We start from the raw sequence: 19,284 nt of genomic DNA on the forward strand, positions 1-19,284 counted from the left end.
TGTCCGCTAGTGGCGAACGTGATCCAAAAATCTTAGAGCTTGATCTCGACGTCGACACCGGCGGCCAGGTCGAGCTTCATCAAAGCATCGACGGTCTGCGGGGTCGGATCGACGATGTCGAGCAGGCGCTTGTGAGTGCGCATCTCGAACTGCTCGCGGCTCTTCTTGTCGACGTGCGGCGAACGGTTGACGGTGAACTTCTCGATGCGGGTGGGCAGCGGAATGGGTCCGCGGACCTGCGCGCCGGTGCGCTTCGCCGTGTTCACGATCTCGCGGGTCGACGTATCGAGGATACGATGGTCGAACGCCTTGAGACGGATGCGAATGTTTTGGCCGTTCATTGCCGTGGTCTTTCTTCAGTGGGGTGGCGAATAGCGAATAGCGAATGTCACATTCGCTATTTGCCGATCCCTATTCTCGTAATTACTCGATGATCGAGGCGACGACGCCGGCGCCGACGGTGCGGCCACCTTCGCGGATCGCGAAGCGGAGCTTCTCTTCCATCGCGATCGGCACGATCAGGTGCACTTCCATCGCGATGTTGTCGCCCGGCATCACCATCTCGGTGCCTTCCGGCAGATGCACGACACCGGTCACGTCGGTGGTGCGGAAGTAGAACTGCGGACGGTAGTTGGTGAAGAACGGGGTGTGGCGGCCGCCCTCTTCCTTGGTGAGGATGTAGGCCTCAGCCTTGAACTTGGTGTGCGGCTTGACCGAACCCGGCTTGCACAGCACCTGGCCGCGCTCGACGTCCTCGCGCTTGGTACCACGAAGCAGCGCACCGATGTTGTCGCCGGCCTGGCCCTGATCGAGCAGCTTGCGGAACATTTCGACGCCGGTAACCGTGGTCTTCTGCGTGGCGCGCAGACCGACGATCTCGATTTCCTCGCCGACCTTGACGATACCGCGCTCGACACGGCCGGTCACGACGGTGCCACGGCCCGAGATCGAGAACACGTCTTCAACCGGCATCAGGAACGGCAGGTCGACCGGACGCTCCGGCTGCGGAATGTAGGCGTCGACCTGCTTCATCAGCTCGAGGATGGCCTCATGGCCGAGCGTCTTGTCGGAATCTTCGAGAGCGGCGAGCGCCGAACCCTTGATGATCGGGATGGTGTCGCCCGGGAATTCGTACTTCGAGAGCAGCTCGCGCACCTCGAGCTCGACGAGTTCGAGCAGTTCCGGATCGTCGACCATGTCGCACTTGTTGAGGAACACGACGAGCGCGGGAACGCCGACCTGGCGGGCGAGCAGGATGTGCTCGCGGGTCTGCGGCATCGGACCGTCAGCGGCCGACACGACCAGGATCGCACCGTCCATCTGGGCAGCGCCGGTGATCATGTTCTTCACGTAGTCGGCGTGGCCGGGGCAGTCGACGTGCGCGTAGTGGCGGTTCTTGGTTTCGTATTCGACGTGCGCCGTCGAGATCGTGATGCCGCGCGCCTTCTCTTCCGGCGCCTTGTCGATCTGGTCGTACGCTGTGAACGTCGCGCCGCCGGCTTCGGCGAGGACCTTGGTGATCGCCGCGGTCAGCGACGTCTTGCCATGGTCGACGTGACCGATGGTGCCGATGTTGCAGTGCGGCTTGTTACGTTCAAACTTTGCTTTGGCCATTTGACTCTCCGTTCAATCGTCAGTTCGAGACCGACGACAATCAGGCAAACTTCTTCTGGACTTCTGCCGACACGTTGGCCGGCGCTTCTGCGTAGTGGTCGAACTGCATGGTAAAGGTCGCGCGACCCTGGCTCATCGAGCGCAGGTTGTTCACGTAACCGAACATGTTCATGAGCGGCACCATCGCGTTGATGACGTTGGCATTGCCGCGCATGTCCTGACCCTGGATCTGACCGCGCCGGGAATTCAGGTCGCCGATGACGGAGCCGGTGTAATCTTCCGGGGTCACCACTTCGACCTTCATGATCGGCTCGAGCAGGACGGACTTGCCCTTCTGCAAGGCTTCGCGGAATGCAGCACGCGATGCGATTTCGAAGGCGAGCGCCGACGAGTCGACGTCGTGATACTTGCCGTCGACGAGCTGAACCTTGACGTCGACCACGGGGAAGCCCGCGACGACACCAGAGCCCATCACGCTGTTGAGGCCCTTTTCGACGCCGGGGATGTATTCCTTCGGAACCGCACCACCGACGATCTTGGACTCGAACTCGTAGCCCTTGCCGGGTTCGTTCGGCTCGACCACGATCGACACTTCCGCGAACTGACCGGTACCGCCGGTCTGCTTCTTGTGGGTGTACTTGACCTCGGCCCTCTTGGTGACGCGCTCACGGAACGCCACCTGCGGCGCGCCGATGTTGGCATCCACCTTGTAGGTGCGGCGAAGAATGTCGACCTTGATGTCGAGATGGAGTTCGCCCATTCCCTTGAGGATGGTCTGGCCGGACTCCTGGTCGGTCGACACGCGGAAAGACGGATCCTCCGCGGCCAGCTTCGCCAGAGCCACGCCGAGCTTTTCCTGGTCGGCCTTGGACTTCGGCTCGATCGCGATCTCGATGACCGGCTCGGGGAATTCCATCTTTTCGAGGATCACCGCCTTGTCGGGATCGCACAGCGTGTCACCGGTGCGCGCTTCCTTCAGGCCAGCCAATGCGACGATGTCGCCGGCATAGGCTTCCTTGATGTCTTCGCGGTTGTTCGCATGCATCAGCAACATGCGGCCGATGCGCTCCTTGCGGTCGCGCGTCGAATTGATGACACCGGTGCCGGACAGCAGCGTGCCGGAATAGATGCGGCAGAAGGTGATGGTGCCGACGAACGGGTCGTCCATGATCTTGAACGCCAACAGAGCCAGCGGCTCCTTGTCGTCCGGCAGGCGAACGACCTCGTTGCCGTCTTCGTCGACGCCCTTGATGGCGGGCACGTCAACCGGCGACGGCAGATAATCCACGACCGCGTCGAGCAGAGGCTGCACGCCCTTGTTCTTGAAGGCCGAGCCGCACAATACCGGGAAGAACGCGCCAGTCAGCACGGCCTTGCGGATCAAGCGCTTCAGCGTCGCCTGATCGGGCTCATTGCCGTCGAGGTATGCGGCGAGAACGTCGTCGTCGAGCTCGACGGCGGCTTCCAACAGCTTCTCGCGATATTCCTTGGCCTTCTCGACCATGTCCTCGGGAATATCGATGTCGACGAACTTGGCGTCGAGCTTCTCTTCTTCCCAGACCACGCCCTTCATACGAACGAGATCGACCAAGCCCTTGAAGTTATTCTCGGAGCCGATCGGAAGCTGGATCGCGATCGGCTTCGCGCCGAGGCGGTCGACGATATCCTGCATGCACTTGTAGAAGTCAGCGCCGGTCTTATCCATCTTGTTGGCGAAGACGATGCGCGGAACCTTGTACTTGTCACCCTGGCGCCAGACCGTCTCGGTCTGGGGCTCGACGCCCTGGTTCGAGTCGAGCACGCACACGGCGCCGTCGAGCACGCGCAGGCTGCGCTCGACTTCGATGGTGAAATCGACGTGGCCGGGAGTGTCGATGATGTTGAGACGCTTGCCTTCCCAGAACGCGGTGGTCGCGGCCGACGTAATCGTAATGCCGCGCTCCTGCTCCTGCTCCATCCAGTCCATCGTCGCGGCACCTTCGTGCACTTCGCCGATCTTGTGGCTCTTGCCGGTGTAATAGAGGATGCGCTCGGTGGTCGTGGTCTTGCCGGCATCGATATGCGCCATGATACCGAAGTTACGGTAGTTCTCTATGGCATGAACGCGGGGCATGGAGTGTTCCTTAGATTCCGTGTGTCGCCGTTACCAGCGATAGTGCGAGAAGGCGCGGTTGGCTTCCGCCATCCGGTGCACGTCTTCGCGCTTCTTGACGGCGTTACCCCGGTTGTTCGACGCGTCCAGGAGCTCCGCAGAGAGCCGCTCGGTCATCGTCTTCTCGTTGCGATCGCGCGCAGCCGAGATCAGCCAGCGAATGCCCAGCGCCTGACGGCGCACCGAGCGAACTTCGACCGGAACCTGATAGGTCGCGCCGCCGACGCGGCGGGAGCGCACTTCGATCGTCGGCATGACGTTCTCGAGTGCCTGCTCGAACACGCCGAGCGGGTTCTGCTTGGTCTTGCTTTCGATGAGGCCGAACGCGCCGTAGACGATGCCTTCGGCGACCGACTTCTTTCCGGCGTACATCACCGAATTCATGAACTTCGTGACGATGATGTTCCCGAACTTCGGATCGGGAAGGACTTCGCGCTTTTCGGCAGAATGGCGACGAGACATGGACCTGGTTCCCGCTTACTTCGGACGCTTGGCGCCGTACTTCGAACGGCGCTGCTTACGGTTCTTGACGCCCTGGGTATCCAGAACGCCGCGGAGGATGTGGTAGCGCACGCCGGGCAAGTCCTTGACGCGACCGCCGCGGATCATGACCACCGAGTGCTCCTGGAGGTTATGGCCCTCACCGGGGATGTAGCCGATCACCTCGAAGCCGTTGGTCAGGCGCACCTTGGCAACCTTACGAAGCGCCGAGTTCGGCTTCTTCGGGGTCGTCGTGTAAACGCGCGTGCAAACACCGCGCTTCTGCGGCGACTGCTGCAGTGCCGGCACCTTCTTGCGCGACTTCTGCACTTCCCGCGGTTGAGCGATCAGCTGGTTGATCGTCGGCATCCTGGCATTACCCTTTGTGTTCTGCCGCGGCCCGTCGCCGGGTCCGCAAATTCTTTCGAGCTACCCGCCCGACGAGGCCGCCTTGCGCGGAACAATCCGCACAAAGCGAAATCGCGCCAACCACCCATCAACGGGCGGAAAGCGCTTCGACGCCACAGAGGACCGCAGTAGTTGAACCGGTCAGCTTGAGGCTGCGGTCCGCGCACCGAGGTCATGCATCCGAATTCGATCTCAAGAGAACATGCTCACGAGACCTAAAATCGCACTGGCATTGCCTAGCTATGATCGACAGCGTTTGAGCGGCATTCGTCGAGGTTGGTGCCCGTCCTGGCGATCCCCAAGGGGATCAAACGGGTGGCCCGTTCCGACGTTGGCGATGCTCACCGCCTGTCGTTAAGTGAGGGGGTTCTATAAGTGGGAGTCGGTCAAGTCAAGGCGAAACGTCAGTCAGAAGCGCTTCCCGCGCCTGTCGAATTCGCTCCCTGGGTCGCTCGCTGCGCCTTCGCGAGGTGGAAACGAAGAGCGCGTTCCGACACCTCGAATCCAATTTATACCCGGGTTAAATATACTTTTATGACCGTTGGCTAAGGCTTTCTTTCCGGTTGGAGCGCCAATGTACCGCCTTGGGCAGAGATTGGCGCCATGCGGTACACCGACATTGCCATTATCGGCGGGGGATTGTCCGGCTCGACCGCCGCCGCGATGCTCGGCCGTAGCGGCATTTCGACCATCCTGATCGATCCGCATGAGAGCTATTCTGCGGACTTTCGAGTCGAAAAACTCAGTGGTCACGTGCAGGTCGGGCGATTCCTGCAGACGGGAATCGCCGAATCGGTGCTGCGCCGCGCGACCTTTGTGGGTGAGAACTGGATCGCGCGCTTCGGCCGCCTTCTCGACAAGGCGCCGAGCCGGCAGTTCAACATCCTCTACGATTCCCTCGTCAACGCTGTCCGCGACGAAATTCCTGCCGGCGTCGAGCGCATCTGCGCCAAGGCCGTCTTGGTCGAGACAAGTGCGGAGCGGCAGAAGGTCACTCTCTCCAACGACGAGATGGTCTCCGCCCGGCTGGTCGTGCTCGCCAACGGCCTCAATGTCGGCCTGCGCCATCAGCTGGGAATCACGCGAAAGATCGTCAGTGCCTGCCATTCGATTTCGATCGGGTTCGACGTGGTGCCCGCGGGACGGGACTCGTTCGACTTCCCGGCGCTGACCTATTTCTCGGAACGGCCGAGCGACCGCATCCCCTACCTGACGCTTTTTCCGATCGGGACGCGGATGCGCGCCAATCTGTTCGTCTACCGCAGCTTCGACGATCCCTGGCTGCTTGAGCTGCGCCGCGCGCCCGCCGAGACGCTGAACGCCGCGCTGCCACGGCTCAAGCGCATCACCGGACCATTCGACATTCCGGGTGAGCTGAAAATCCGCCCGGTCGATCTCTATGTGAACGATGCCAGCGGCCAACCCGGCCTCGTGCTGGTGGGCGATGCCTTCTCGACCTCGTGCCCGGCCGCCGGCACCGGATGCGACAAGGTCTTCACCGACGTCGAGCGGCTCTGCAATCTCTACATCCCGCGATGGCTGGCCTCCGACGGGATGGATACCAGCAAGATCGCCACCTTCTACGCAGATCCGGTCAAGCGGGCGTGCGACGATTGGTCGGCGGCGAAGGCGTTCGACTTCCGCTCAGTCTCGATTGCGACGAGCCCCTATTGGACGGCGCAGCGCTGGGCACGCTTCATTGCCTGGTCGGTTCAGGGGCTATTGCGACCGCTTGGAGGAGCCTTCGATCTGGAGCCGAACTTCCTCGGTCACTCCTCCTCATCGTCCTCGTCGAGATCGTCTTCATCCTCGTCGTCATCGTCGCTGTCTTCGTCGACGTGAGCCGGCGCGCCATGCGGTTGGTGGATTTGGTCGTTCCACAGCTTGCGATAGGTGCCGTTCTTGGCGAGCAGCTCGGCATGCGAGCCGCGCTCGATCGCCCTGCCCCCTGAAATCACGATGATCTCGTCCATCTCGACCACCGAGGTCAGGCGGTGGGTCGACCAGATCATGGTGCGGCCCTTGGCAACCTTCAGCAGCGTGCGGTTGATCGCGGCTTCCGTGGTCTGGTCGAGCGCCGAAGTGGCTTCGTCCAGCAGCAGTACGGAGGGATTACGGATGACCGCGCGCGCGATCGCGATACGCTGGCGCTGGCCGCCCGACAAGGTATCGCCGCGCTCGCCCACCGGCGTGTCGTATCGCTGCGGCAGACTCATGATGTAGCGGTGGATCTCGGCCTTCTTGGCCGCCTCCTCCACCTCCTCGTTGGTCGCGCCCTCCTTGCCGAGCCGGATGTTCTCCCGGATCGACATGTTGAACAGCATGTTCTCCTGGAACACCACCGCCATGCTCCGGCGCAGGGAATCCAGCGTTACCTTGCGGACGTCGACGCCGTCGATGGTGACGCGCCCCTCATCCGGCACATAGAGCCGCAGGATCAGATTCAGCAGCGTGCTCTTGCCGGAGCCCGAGGGACCGACGATGGCAATGCGCTTGCCGACATTGAGCTTGAGGCTGAGATTGTCCAGCACCGGCGTCTGGCTGCCTTCGTACTGGAATGTCACGTGGTCGAAGGTGATGTCGTTGGTGATGCGGGGCAGATCGGGCGCGCCGGCACGATCGGCGCTGCGCGTGGGCTCGTCGAGCAGCTCCTGCATATGACGGATAGCGGCTGCCGCGGAGATCGACACGGGGATGAAATGCATCACATGGGCGATGTTGTAGGACACCTCCCAGAACGCGCTCTCGAAGGTGACGAAGGTGCCGATGGTGATCTGACCCTTGGTCGCCAGATATGCGCCGATCGCGAGCACGACGAGATGCAAGAGCAGCACCGAGATGGTGACCGTCCGCTCCACCATGGTCGAGAGAAACGCCGCCGAGGCCATCCTGTTTCGCGTCTCGTCGTTGCGAAAGGTGAAGAAGCCGAACATCCGGCGTTGCAGGCTGAACGCCTTGATCACGGCCTGCGCCGCGACGTTCTCCTGCACCATGCCGAGCAGCGCGGACTCATTGAGCTTCTGCTCGTAATTCGCCTGAACGGCCTTCGGCGTCAGCATGCGCGGACCGATCAGCGTGATCGGAAACACCAGCAGCGCAACCGCCGCGAGCTGCCAGTTCAGGAACACCATCAGGATGATGCCCGCGATCAACTCCAGGAACGGCAATGCCGCGCTGTTGGCGAAGGTCTTGACCGAGCCCTCGAAGGCCGCGAGGTCGACTGAGAAGCGCGACAGGATCTCGCCGCGCTTGGTTCGGCCGAAATAGGCCGCCGGCAGGTCCTGGACGTGCTCGAACAGCCGTTTGCGGACGTCGGAAATGATGCACGCCGCGAGCCGCGCATCCCAGCGCTCGTACCAGACCGCGACGATCGAGGTGAAGATGCCCGCGACCGCGAGCACGCCGAGGATCTTGTACAGCGCCTGGAAATCCTCCTCGCCGAGCGCGTCGTCGATCAGGTATTTCAGGCTGAGCGGCATGATGACGTTGAATAGCGTCTCGACGAAGACGCCGAACGCCACGAACGACAGCATCTGCTTGTAATTGACCAGGAAGGGTTTGACGAAGCCCAGGATGGTCGCGAGCGCGCCGGCGGCCTCGCGCGCGGTAAAGACGACAAGGTCCTCGTCCTCATCGTCGTCGTCGAGCTCCAGCCCCCCATCCTCCTCGTCTTCATCGTCCTCGTCGTCTTCGAGGTCCGGCTTGGCGGTAGGGACAAGCTTGTCGTCGAGCTCGGCCGCCTGTTCCGCGGCGAGCTTCTGTTTGTCGGGCGGGAGGGGCTTGGACGCCATGAAACCAACCGATGCTGACGGCCGGCATGACCGCAGAGAAAGACGGAAATAGCGGAAACCGCTATTGCATCGATTCTATGCGATCAAGATGAATTCGGCAAAACAATTGGCGAAGGCGCCCGTTTCAGGCGGCTAGTCGTCTTCCTCGTCCTCGACCTTGTCGAAAAAGGAATAGCGCAGGGAATCGGCGTCGGCGTACCACTGACCCGGACCCTTGTTGGCGGCGAGCGTCGCCTCCCAGAGCGCGTCGGTGCAGTCCTTGCGGTGCATCGACAGCTCGAAGCCGTTGCCGAAGAACAATTCGGACCATTCCCACCAGGTACCGAGCTTCTTGACCCCACGCAGGAGGTCGTAGCGGTCGATCAGTGCCGGCGCCATGTCCGAGGTGATCGAGCCGAACACGAGCCCGGTCTTGACCACGCGGTTCAGCTCCCTGATCGCACGAACCACCTGCTTCGGGGAAACATGGCAGAGGCTGGTCTCGAACACGAAGTCGAACGCGCCGTCCTTGAACGGCATGTCGGTGATCGAACCGAGCTTGTTGTACTTCTTCAAGGCCTTCGGCGTTCTGGCGTGAATGGTGCGGTTGTTCTCGATGCCGAAGGCATCGATGCCGCGATCGCGCAGCGCGCCGACAAGCTCGCCGCTGGCCGAGCCCGCGATCAAGAGCTTCGTGCCTTTGGCCTTGCCCCAGACGATGCCGATCAGTTTTGTGAGATAGTCGGGATCCGTGAAGTGTTGCCACGCTTCGCTGTAGGGACCCTGGCCGCGATAATTCTCAAAATAGTCGCGATCGATCTTGTCCGAGAGCGGCTTGTCGTCCTGCGAACGCTCGCGGCGCAGGCGCATCATCTCGGTCAAGATGATGTCGGTCGCCGCGTCCGAGGAATCGAGCAGGCCGTTCAGCGTCGAGTCGAACAGATAGTCGCCGACCACCACGATTCCGGGATGTTCCTTCGGCTCGGGCCGGTGATTGGTCATGACGTCGCGCACGGGCAAGCCGCCTGGAATCGCGTTCACCGACGACAGCCAGCGGTGGATCTTGCCTTCCATGAAATGCGAGCGAGCATCGCCGAGCGATGCCGGCAACGATTTCAGTGCGGCATCGATCAGCTCCTGGTCGGAGAGATTCGCAAAGGCCAGCGCGTCGGAGCCCGGAATCAGCCAGTTCAGCACGCCGTGCTTGCCCACATCGTGGCGCGCGCCCTCGTTATAGACGCAGCAACCGCCAAAGGCTTCCGACATGAACCAGGCGCCGGCGATCTTGTCGCCCCAGAACGGCGTGTCGAACAGGATCGAGACACGCAAATAGTGCGCAGGACGGTCGAAGTACGAGACGTGCTTGACCATCGACTTGCGAAGCTGTTCGCCCTCCCAGCCGACGGTCCCGAGCCAGGAATGCGGCAAGCAGACCAGCACAAGGTCGAAGTCGCGCGTCTCCGGCCCCTTGCCGTTCATCATCTTGAGTTGATAGCGGCCGGTCGGCGCCTTGCCGACCGTGAGGACGCGATGATTGAGCTGGATGTCGGCATTGACCTCCGACTGGAGGCACTCGATGAGCTGCTCGTTGCCGTTCTGGATGGAATAGAGGCCGATATAGCCGTCGACGTCCATCAGGTAGTTCTTGAGCGCGTTGAGCCCGTTAGTGTTGTGGCTCTCGGTCGCGAGGTCCGAGCGCGCCATCACCTTGAAGAATCGCTTCGCGGTCTCGTCCTCGACCTCCTCGTCGAGCACCTGTTCGGCGGTCTTGTAGGCCCAGGGATTCTCGTTGTCGTGCGCGCCGACGCCCTCGTAATACTCGATCGGCGTCATCGCCTCGGCGCAGCGCTTACGGAACGCCTCGATCGCGGCCGCGGTCTTGGCGCCGTATTTGCGGCGCATGCCCGCGACGTCGTTGAGGAGCTCGCCGCCGAACTGCACCTGCTCGGCATCCATCGGAATGGTCTGCAGGCCGAAATGCTGGATCAACTCGCGCAACGGATCCGGCCCGGTCATCGAGTAGTCGTAGATCTCGGCAACGCCGGCCTCGTACATCGCGGGCGCGGAATCGAATTTGCGCGTGACGATCTTGCCGCCGAGCCGGTCGGATGCCTCGTAGATGGTGACGCGGCAGAGGTCGCCGAGCTTGCGCTTCAGATACCAAGCGCTCATCAGCCCGCCGGGGCCGCCGCCTACGATTGCGAGATCAAGCATGAGAATTCCGTGGTCTCCGGCCCGCCCCCTTCACGGGACCACCGGTCTAAGCTCTCCTAGCAGAAGCGCTTTTGCGCCTGAAGGAAAGATGAACAAAGGTTGATCCTGCACCGCAACAGGAAAACAAAGCAGCAAAAAGGCCGGCTTGCGCCGGCCTTTTCAGTGTCCTCGGTATTCCTACGGATGAACCATTATTCCGCAGGTGGCAGCGCCATCGGCTCCACTTCCGGCGCCGGCGGCACGACGGCCGCCTGCTTCTCGCGCTCGTCGAGGATCATCTTGTCGCGCTTCACGGCGACTTCGCGGATCTTCGCCATGGAGGCGCCGGTGCCTGCCGGAATCAGCCGGCCGACGATGACGTTCTCCTTGAGGCCTTCGAGCGGATCGACCTTGCCGTTGACCGCCGCCTCCGTGAGGACGCGGGTGGTCTCCTGGAACGAGGCTGCCGAGAAGAAGGAGCGGGTCTGAAGGCTCGCCTTGGTGATGCCGAGCAGAACCGGCGTTCCCGTGGCGATCTTCTTGCCCTCTTCCTTGGCCTTCGCGTTGATCTGGTCGAACTCGATCTTGTCGATCTGCTCGCCCGAGATCATGTCCGTGTCGCCCTGGTCGGTGACTTCCACCTTCTGGAGCATCTGACGGACGATCACCTCGATGTGCTTGTCGTTGATGAGCACGCCCTGGAGCCGGTAGACCTCCTGGATTTCGTTGACCAGATAGGCCGCGAGTTCCTCGATGCCCTTGACCGCCAGAATGTCGTGCGGCGCCGGGTTGCCTTCCACGATGAAGTCGCCCTTTTCGACGACGTCGCCGTCCTGAAGGTGGATGTGCTTGCCCTTCGGGATCAGGTACTCGCGCGGCTCGTCGGTCTTGTCCATCGGCTCGATCGAGATGCGACGCTTGTTCTTGTAGTCGCGCCCAAACCGGATGGTGCCCGCGATTTCGGCGATGATCGCCGCATCCTTCGGACGCCGAGCCTCGAACAGTTCCGCCACCCGCGGCAGACCGCCGGTGATGTCGCGCGTCTTGGCGCTTTCGGTCGAGACACGGGCGAGAATGTCGCCCGCCTGGACCTTGGCTCCGACGTCGACCGACAGAATGCCGTCGACCGACAGCATGTAGCGGGCATCGCCGCCACGGGCGAGCTTGAGCACCTTGCCGTCCTTGCCCTTGATCACGATGGCGGGACGCAGGTCCCCGCCGCCGCGCATCGAGCGCCAGTCGATGACCACGCGCTTGGCGATACCGGTGGCCTCGTCGAGCGTTTCCGAGATCGACTGTCCCTCGACCAGATCCTCGAAGCCGATGGTGCCTTCGACCTCGGTGAGGAGCGGACGGGTGTAGGGATCCCATTCGACGATACGCTGGCCGCGCTTGACCATGTCGCCCTCGTCGACGTGCAGGCGCGAACCGTACTGAATACGGTGCGTCGCACGCTCGGTGCCGTCGGCATCGACGATCGCGATCACCATGTTGCGAACCATCGCGACCAGGTGGCCTTCGCTGTTGCGGGCGATGGCCTTGTTCCTGATCACGATCTTGCCGTCGAAGTTGGATTCGACGAAAGATTGCTCGTTCAGCTGCGCCGCACCGCCGATGTGGAAGGTGCGCATGGTGAGCTGGGTGCCCGGCTCGCCGATCGACTGGGCCGCGATGACCCCGACCGCTTCGCCATGGTTGACCGGCGTGCCGCGAGCGAGATCGCGGCCGTAGCACTTGCCGCAGATGCCGTTGACGAGTTCGCAGGTCAGCGCCGAGCGGATCTTCACCTCCTGGACGCCGCCCTGATGGATGGCATCCAGATGGCTCTCTTCCATCAGCGTACCGCGCTTGAAGATCACCTTGCCCGTGCTGTCACGCACGTCTTCGCAGGCCGTGCGTCCGAGGATGCGCGAGCCGAGCGAAGCGACCACGGTGCCGGCATCGACGATGGCGCGCATCTTGATGCCGAGCTTGGTGCCGCAATCGTCCTGCGTGATGATGCAATCCTGCGCGACGTCGACGAGACGACGGGTCAGGTAGCCGGAGTTCGCGGTCTTCAACGCGGTGTCCGCGAGGCCCTTGCGGGCGCCGTGGGTCGAGTTGAAGTACTCGAGCACCGAGAGGCCTTCCTTGAAGTTCGAGATGATCGGCGTCTCGATGATCTCGCCCGACGGCTTGGCCATCAGGCCGCGCATGCCGGCGAGCTGGCGCATCTGGGCCGGCGAACCGCGGGCACCGGAGTGAGCCATCATGTAGATCGAGTTGATGTCGGCATCCGCCCCGCTCGCCGTCTTCTTGGTCGAGGAGATCTCCTTCATCATCGCCTTGGCGATTTCTTCCGTGGCCTTCGACCAGGCGTCCACGACCTTGTTGTACTTCTCGCCATGGGTGATCAGACCGTCGTTGTACTGCTGCTCGAAATCCTTCGCCAGCGTACGGGTGGTGTCGACGATCTTCCACTTGGAGTGCGGCACGACCATGTCGTCCTTGCCGAACGAGATGCCGGCCTTGAACGCGTTGTAGAAGCCGAGCGCCATGATGCGGTCGCAGAAGATCACCGTCTCCTTCTGACCGCAGTGGCGGTAGACCTGGTCGATGACGCCGGAGATCTCGCGCTTGGTCATCAGCTTGTTGATGATCTCGTAGGGAACACGCGGGTTCTTCGGCAGCAGATTGCCCAGCATGACGCGGCCGGCGGTGGTCTCGATCCAGCGCTTGGATATCTTGCCGGTATCGTCGATGCCTTCCCACCGGTACTTGATCTTGGTGTGGAGGTGGATGACCTTCGCGTGCAGCGCGTGCTCGAGCTCCGCCATCTCGCCGAAGATCTTGCCCTCGCCGGGCAGGCCTTCGCGCATGATAGAGACGTAGTAGAGACCGAGCACGATGTCCTGCGACGGCACGATGATCGGCTGGCCGTTCGCCGGATGCAGGATGTTGTTGGTCGACATCATCAGGACGCGCGCTTCCAGCTGCGCTTCGAGCGACAGCGGAACGTGCACGGCCATCTGGTCGCCGTCGAAGTCGGCGTTGAACGCGGCGCAGACCAGCGGGTGGAGCTGGATCGCCTTGCCCTCGATCAGCACGGGCTCGAACGCCTGGATGCCGAGGCGATGCAGCGTCGGTGCGCGGTTGAGCAGCACCGGATGCTCGCGAATGACCTCGTCCAGGATGTCCCAGACCTCGGGCCGCTCCTTCTCGACCAGCTTCTTGGCCTGCTTCACGGTCGTGGACAGACCCTTGGCGTCAAGCCGCGAGTAGATGAACGGCTTGAACAGCTCGAGCGCCATCTTCTTCGGCAGGCCGCACTGATGCAGGCGCAGCTCGGGACCGACCACGATCACCGAACGGCCCGAATAGTCGACGCGCTTGCCGAGCAGGTTCTGACGGAACCGGCCCTGCTTGCCCTTGAGCATGTCGGCGAGCGACTTCAGCGGACGCTTGTTGGCACCCGTGATGACGCGGCCGCGGCGGCCGTTGTCGAACAGCGCGTCGACGGCCTCCTGAAGCATGCGCTTCTCGTTGCGGATGATGATGTCCGGCGCGCGCAGCTCCATCAGCCGCTTCAAACGGTTGTTGCGGTTGATGACGCGGCGGTAGAGGTCGTTGAGGTCCGAGGTCGCGAAACGGCCGCCGTCCAGCGGCACAAGCGGACGCAGGTCCGGCGGAATCACCGGGACCACGGTCATGATCATCCATTCCGGCTTGTTGCCGGAGTGGCGGAACGCTTCCACGATCTTCAGGCGCTTGGCGAGCTTCTTGTGCTTGATGTCGGAGTCGGTCTCCTGCATCTCCGCGCGCAAGGTCAGCTCGAGCTTCTCGAGATCCATGCCCTTGAGCAGCTCGCGGATCGCTTCCGCGCCGATCATGGCGGTGAAGGAATCCTGGCCGTATTCGTCCTGCGCCTTCAGGTACTCGTCTTCCGACAAGAGCTGACGGTCCTTCAGCGCGGTGAGGCCCGGCTCGAGCACGACGTAATATTCGAAGTAGAGGATCCGCTCGAGATCCTTCAACGTCATGTCGAGCAGGAGGCCGATGCGCGAGGGCAGCGACTTCAGGAACCAGATGTGGGCGACGGGGGCTGCGAGCTCGATATGGCCCATGCGCTCGCGCCGGACGCGCGACAGCGTGACCTCGACCGAGCACTTCTCGCAGATGATGCCCTTGTACTTCATGCGCTTGTACTTGCCGCACAAGCACTCGTAGTCCTTGATCGGCCCGAAGATGCGGGCGCAGAACAGGCCGTCGCGCTCGGGCTTGAAGGTACGGTAGTTGATGGTTTCCGGCTTCTTGATCTCGCCGTACGACCAGGACAGAATCTTCTCGGGGCTCGCGATCGAGATCCGGATCTGGTCGAAGACCTGAGCCGGCGTCGTCGGATTAAAGAGATTCATAATTTCTTGGTTCATCGTCTTCTCCTCGCGTGCCGGTCGCCTCCGGCAGCAAATTCGAAAATCACTATGCGGGGCGCCCTGCCCTCGCGACTCCAGGACTGGGCGCCGATGCCCGGCCGTTCAGGCCGGGCATGAGGGTCGTATTACTCGGCCGCTTCCGCCGTTCCCGGTCCGACCTTGGAATTGTGCAGATCGACGTTGAGGCCGAGCGAACGCATTTCCTTGACCAGCACGTTGAACGATTCCGGAATACCGGCCTCGAAGGTGTCGTCGCCACGCACGATCGCCTCGTACACCTTGGTACGGCCGGCGACGTCGTCCGACTTCACGGTCAGCATCTCCTGGAGCGTGTACGCCGCGCCGTAAGCCTCGAGCGCCCACACTTCCATTTCGCCGAAGCGCTGGCCGCCGAACTGCGCCTTGCCGCCCAGCGGCTGCTGGGTAACGAGCGAGTAGGGACCGATCGAACGCGCGTGGATCTTGTCGTCGACGAGATGGTGCAGCTTGAGCATGTAGATGTAGCCCACCGTCACCTTGCGATCGAAGGCATCGCCGGTGCGGCCGTCATAGACGGTCGACTGGCCCGAAGCGTCGAGACCGGCAAGCTTCAGCATCTCCTCGATGTCGGCTTCCTTGGCGCCGTCGAACACCGGCGTCGCGATCGGAACGCCGCGGCTCAGATTGTGGCCGAGCTCGATCAACTCGTTATCGTTGAGCGACTTGATCGTCTCGTCCTCGCCGTAGACCTTCTTCAAGGTTTCCTTCAGCGGCCGGATGTCCTGCTTCGACAAATAGGCATCGACCGTCTGGCCGATACGCTTGCCGAGGCCGGCACAGGCCCAACCGAGATGGGTCTCGAGGATTTGTCCGACGTTCATGCGCGAGGGCACGCCGAGCGGATTGAGCACGATGTCGGCATGCGTGCCGTCTTCGAGGAACGGCATGTCCTCGATCGGCACGATCTTCGACACCACGCCCTTGTTGCCGTGGCGGCCGGCCATCTTGTCGCCGGGCTGGATCTTGCGCTTCACCGCGACGAAGACCTTGACCATCTTCATCACGCCGGGCGGCAATTCGTCACCGCGCTGAAGCTTTTCGACCTTGTCGAGGAAGCGCTGTTCCAGCCCCTTCTTCGACTCGTCGTACTGCTTCCGCATGGCCTCGATCTCGGCCATCAGCTTGTCGTTCGGCGAAGCGAACAGCCACCACTGCGACTTCGGGTACTCCTCGAGCACCGCACGGGTGATCTTGGTGTCCTTCTTGAAGCCCTTCGGACCGGCGATGCCCTGCCGTCCTTCGAGCAGCTCGGCAAGACGGTTGTAGACGTTGCGGTCCAGGATCGCCTGCTCGTCGTCGCGGTCCTTGGCCAGACGCTCGATCTCTTCCCGCTCGATCGCCAGCGCACGCTCGTCCTTGTCGACGCCGTGCCGGTTGAACACGCGCACTTCGACGATGGTGCCCTGGACGCCCGGAGGAACACGCAGCGAGGTGTCGCGGACGTCGGAAGCCTTCTCGCCGAAGATGGCGCGCAGGAGCTTTTCCTCCGGCGTCATCGGGCTTTCGCCCTTCGGCGTGATCTTGCCGACCAGGATGTCACCGGCGCGCACTTCCGCGCCGATGTACACGATGCCGGCTTCGTCGAGGTTCTTCAGCGCTTCTTCCGACACGTTCGGAATGTCGCGGGTGATTTCCTCGGGTCCGAGCTTGGTGTCGCGGGCCATCACCTCGAACTCTTCGATATGAATCGAGGTGAACACGTCTTCCTTCACGATCCGCTCGGAGAGCAGGATCGAGTCTTCGAAGTTGTAGCCGTTCCACGGCATGAACGCGACCAGCACGTTCCGGCCGAGCGCGAGCTCGCCGAGATCGGTCGACGGACCGTCGGCGATGATGTCGCCCTTCTTGACGATGTCGCCGACCTTCACCAGCGGACGCTGGTTGATGCAGGTCGACTGGTTGGAGCGCTGGTACTTCATCAGCCGGTAGATATCGACGCCCGACTTGGTCGGATCGAGATCTTCCGTGGCGCGGATGACGACGCGGGTTGCGTCGATCTGGTCGATCACGCCCGAACGGCGCGCTGCGATCGCAGCACCCGAGTCACGCGCAACCACGCCTTCCATGCCGGTGCCGACGAACGGCGCTTCGGCGCGAACCAGCGGCACCGCCTGGCGCTGCATGTTCGAGCCCATCAGCGCGCGGTTGGCGTCGTCGTTCTCGAGGAACGGGATCAGCGCGGCTGCGACCGAAACGAGCTGCTTCGGCGATACGTCCATGTAGTCGACCTTGTCCGGGGTCACCGGCAAGACTTCGCCGGCGTGACGGCAGACCACGAGATCTTCGGTGAAGCGGCCCTTCGGATCGAGCGGCACGTTGGCCTGCGCGACCGTGTAGCGGCCCTCTTCCATCGCCGAGAGGTACACGACCTCGTCGGTGACGCGGCCGTCCTTGACCTTGCGGTAAGGGGTCTCGACGAAGCCGTACTTGTTCACGCGCGCGAAGGTCGCGAGCGAGTTGATCAGGCCGATGTTCGGACCTTCCGGCGTCTCGATCGGGCAGATGCGGCCGTAATGCGTCGGATGCACGTCGCGCACCTCGAAGCCGGCGCGCTCGCGGGTCAGACCGCCCGGTCCAAGCGCCGAGAGACGGCGCTTGTGGGTGATCTCCGACAGCGGGTTGGTCTGGTCCATGAACTGCGAGAGCTGCGAGGAGCCGAAGAACTCGCGCACGGCGGCGGCCGCCGGCTTGGCGTTGATGAGGTCCTGCGGCATGACCGTGTCGATGTCGACCGAAGACATGCGCTCCTTGATCGCGCGCTCCATGCGGAGCAACCCGATGCGGTACTGGTTCTCCATGAGCTCGCCGACCGAACGCACACGGCGGTTGCCGAGATGGTCGATATCGTCGATCTCGCCCTTGCCGTCGCGCAGATCCACCAGCGTCTTGATGACGGAGAGGATGTCTTCCTTGCGCAGCGTGCGCTGGGTGTCGGGCGCATCGAGGTCGAGGCGCATGTTCATCTTGACGCGGCCGACCGCCGAGAGGTCGTAGCGCTCGGCGTCGAAGAACAGCGACTGGAACATTGCCTGCGCCGAATCCAGCGTCGGCGGCTCGCCGGGACGCATCACGCGGTAGATGTCGAACAGCGCGTCCTCGCGCGTCATGTTCTTGTCGGCCGAGAGCGTGTTGCGGATGTAGGCGCCGACATTGACATGGTCGATGTCGAGCAGCGGCAACTCCTTGTAGCCCTGCTCGTTGAGAGCCTTCATCGACTTGTCGGTGATCTCTTCACCGGCTTCCGCGTGGATCTCGCCGGTCTTGGGATTGACGAGGTCCTCGGCGATGTAGTTGCCGACCAGCTCCGCATCCGACAGGCGCAGCGCCTTCAGCCCCTTCTCCTGCATCTGACGCGCACCGCGCACGGTGAGCTTCTTGCCGGCTTCGAGCACGACCTTGCCGGTATCGGCGTCGATCAGGTCGTTGATGGTCGAGTAGCCGCGGAAACGATTGGCGTCGAACGGAACGCGCCAGCCTTCCTTGATCCGCTTGTACTGGATCTTCTTGTAGAAGGTGCTCAGGATCGCCTCGCCGTCGAGACCGAGCGCGAACATCAGCGACGTCACCGGAAGCTTGCGGCGACGGTCGATACGCGCATAGACGATGTCCTTGGCATCGAACTCGATGTCGAGCCAGGAGCCGCGATACGGGATCACGCGGGCGGCGAACAGCAGCTTGCCCGACGAATGGGTCTTGCCTTTGTCGTGGTCGAAGAACACGCCCGGCGAACGGTGCATCTGCGAGACGATGACGCGCTCGGTGCCGTTGACGATGAAGGTGCCGTTCATCGTCATGAGCGGGATATCGCCCATGTAGACGTCCTGCTCCTTGATGTCCTTGACCGACTTCGCGCCGGTTTCCTCGTCGATATCGAACACGATGAGGCGCAGCGTCACCTTGAGGGGGGCCGCGAAGGTCATGCCGCGCTGGCGGCACTCGTCGACGTCGTATTTCGGCGGCTCGAACTCGTAGCGGACGAATTCCAGCATCGAGGTGCCCGAGAAGTCGGAGATCGGGAACACCGAGCGGAACACCGCCTGCAAGCCCTCGTCCGACCGCCCGCCCTGGGGCTCGTCGACCATCAGGAACTGATCATAGGACGCCTTCTGAACCTCGATGAGGTTCGGCATCTCGGCCACTTCCTTGATGTGTCCGAAGAACTTGCGAACGCGTTTGCGACCGGTGAATGTCTGCTGCGCCATCGTGGCCTCTCATT

General features: G+C 62.5%; 10 protein-coding genes. 1 reads left to right on the forward strand and 9 read right to left on the reverse strand.

Going from position 1 to position 19,284, the window contains the following annotated elements; genetic code table 11:
* Positions 1-32: 32 nt before the first annotated feature.
* From rpsJ to rpsL, 5 genes are all read right to left on the reverse strand, one after another.
* Positions 33-341 (reverse strand): 30S ribosomal protein S10, encoded by a 309-nt coding sequence (gene rpsJ / locus BRA471DRAFT_RS23140; RefSeq protein ID WP_002712302.1) that lies wholly within the window; start codon positions 339-341, stop codon positions 33-35.
* Between the two features lie 82 nt (positions 342-423).
* Positions 424-1,614, reverse strand: a complete 1,191-nt coding sequence (gene tuf / locus BRA471DRAFT_RS23145) for an elongation factor Tu (protein WP_007603012.1) — start codon at positions 1,612-1,614, stop codon at positions 424-426.
* 40 nt (positions 1,615-1,654) lie between these two features.
* Positions 1,655-3,727, reverse strand: a complete 2,073-nt coding sequence (gene fusA, locus BRA471DRAFT_RS23150) for an elongation factor G (RefSeq protein WP_007611610.1) — start codon at positions 3,725-3,727, stop codon at positions 1,655-1,657.
* A gap of 30 nt (positions 3,728-3,757) precedes the next feature.
* Positions 3,758-4,228: a 30S ribosomal protein S7 gene (gene rpsG / locus BRA471DRAFT_RS23155; protein ID WP_007603009.1), complete on the reverse strand. Its 471-nt coding sequence runs from the start codon at positions 4,226-4,228 to the stop codon at positions 3,758-3,760.
* Between the two features lie 15 nt (positions 4,229-4,243).
* Entirely contained in the window at positions 4,244-4,615 is a 372-nt protein-coding gene (rpsL, locus tag BRA471DRAFT_RS23160; protein ID WP_007603006.1) for a 30S ribosomal protein S12, read from the reverse strand.
* A 642-nt stretch (positions 4,616-5,257) separates the two neighbouring features.
* Between rpsL and BRA471DRAFT_RS23165 the strand changes: the two genes are divergently transcribed.
* Positions 5,258-6,496 (forward strand): NAD(P)/FAD-dependent oxidoreductase, encoded by a 1,239-nt coding sequence (locus BRA471DRAFT_RS23165; RefSeq protein WP_007611611.1) that lies wholly within the window; start codon positions 5,258-5,260, stop codon positions 6,494-6,496.
* Here the strand turns inward: BRA471DRAFT_RS23165 and BRA471DRAFT_RS23170 are convergent.
* From BRA471DRAFT_RS23170 to rpoB, 4 genes are all read right to left on the reverse strand, one after another.
* On the reverse strand, positions 6,424-8,445 hold the full coding sequence (locus tag BRA471DRAFT_RS23170; RefSeq protein ID WP_007611612.1) for an ABC transporter ATP-binding protein: 2,022 nt from the start codon (positions 8,443-8,445) through the stop codon (positions 6,424-6,426). The genes BRA471DRAFT_RS23165 and BRA471DRAFT_RS23170 overlap by 73 nt on opposite strands.
* 132 nt (positions 8,446-8,577) lie before the next feature.
* Positions 8,578-10,638, reverse strand: a complete 2,061-nt coding sequence (locus tag BRA471DRAFT_RS23175; protein WP_007611613.1) for an FAD-dependent oxidoreductase — start codon at positions 10,636-10,638, stop codon at positions 8,578-8,580.
* Positions 10,639-10,829: 191 nt separating this feature from the next.
* The gene (gene rpoC, locus BRA471DRAFT_RS23180; RefSeq protein ID WP_007611616.1) at positions 10,830-15,026 is read right to left on the reverse strand and encodes a DNA-directed RNA polymerase subunit beta'; all 4,197 of its coding nucleotides are present in this window, start codon (positions 15,024-15,026) and stop codon (positions 10,830-10,832) included.
* A gap of 128 nt (positions 15,027-15,154) precedes the next feature.
* Positions 15,155-19,270, reverse strand: a complete 4,116-nt coding sequence (gene rpoB, locus BRA471DRAFT_RS23185) for a DNA-directed RNA polymerase subunit beta (protein WP_007602996.1) — start codon at positions 19,268-19,270, stop codon at positions 15,155-15,157.
* Between the last annotated feature and the right edge of the window lie 14 nt (positions 19,271-19,284).

The organism is Bradyrhizobium sp. WSM471, assembly GCF_000244915.1.
Taxonomy (GTDB): Bacteria; Pseudomonadota; Alphaproteobacteria; order Rhizobiales; family Xanthobacteraceae; genus Bradyrhizobium.

Bases quoted from the DNA above. Each gene is read 5' to 3' on its own strand.
- fusA (WP_007611610.1), bottom strand. From the start codon at position 3,727: ATGCCCCGCGTTCATGCCATAGAGAACTACCGTAACTTCGGTATCATG.
- rpsL (WP_007603006.1), bottom strand. From the start codon at position 4,615: ATGCCGACGATCAACCAGCTGATCGCTCAACCGCGGGAAGTGCAGAAG.
- BRA471DRAFT_RS23170 (WP_007611612.1), bottom strand. From the start codon at position 8,445: ATGGCGTCCAAGCCCCTCCCGCCCGACAAACAGAAGCTCGCCGCGGAA.
- tuf (WP_007603012.1), bottom strand. From the start codon at position 1,614: ATGGCCAAAGCAAAGTTTGAACGTAACAAGCCGCACTGCAACATCGGC.
- rpoC (WP_007611616.1), bottom strand. From the start codon at position 15,026: ATGAACCAAGAAATTATGAATCTCTTTAATCCGACGACGCCGGCTCAG.
- BRA471DRAFT_RS23175 (WP_007611613.1), bottom strand. From the start codon at position 10,638: ATGCTTGATCTCGCAATCGTAGGCGGCGGCCCCGGCGGGCTGATGAGC.
- BRA471DRAFT_RS23165 (WP_007611611.1), top strand. From the start codon at position 5,258: ATGCGGTACACCGACATTGCCATTATCGGCGGGGGATTGTCCGGCTCG.
- rpsJ (WP_002712302.1), bottom strand. From the start codon at position 341: ATGAACGGCCAAAACATTCGCATCCGTCTCAAGGCGTTCGACCATCGT.
- rpsG (WP_007603009.1), bottom strand. From the start codon at position 4,228: ATGTCTCGTCGCCATTCTGCCGAAAAGCGCGAAGTCCTTCCCGATCCG.
- rpoB (WP_007602996.1), bottom strand. From the start codon at position 19,270: ATGGCGCAGCAGACATTCACCGGTCGCAAACGCGTTCGCAAGTTCTTC.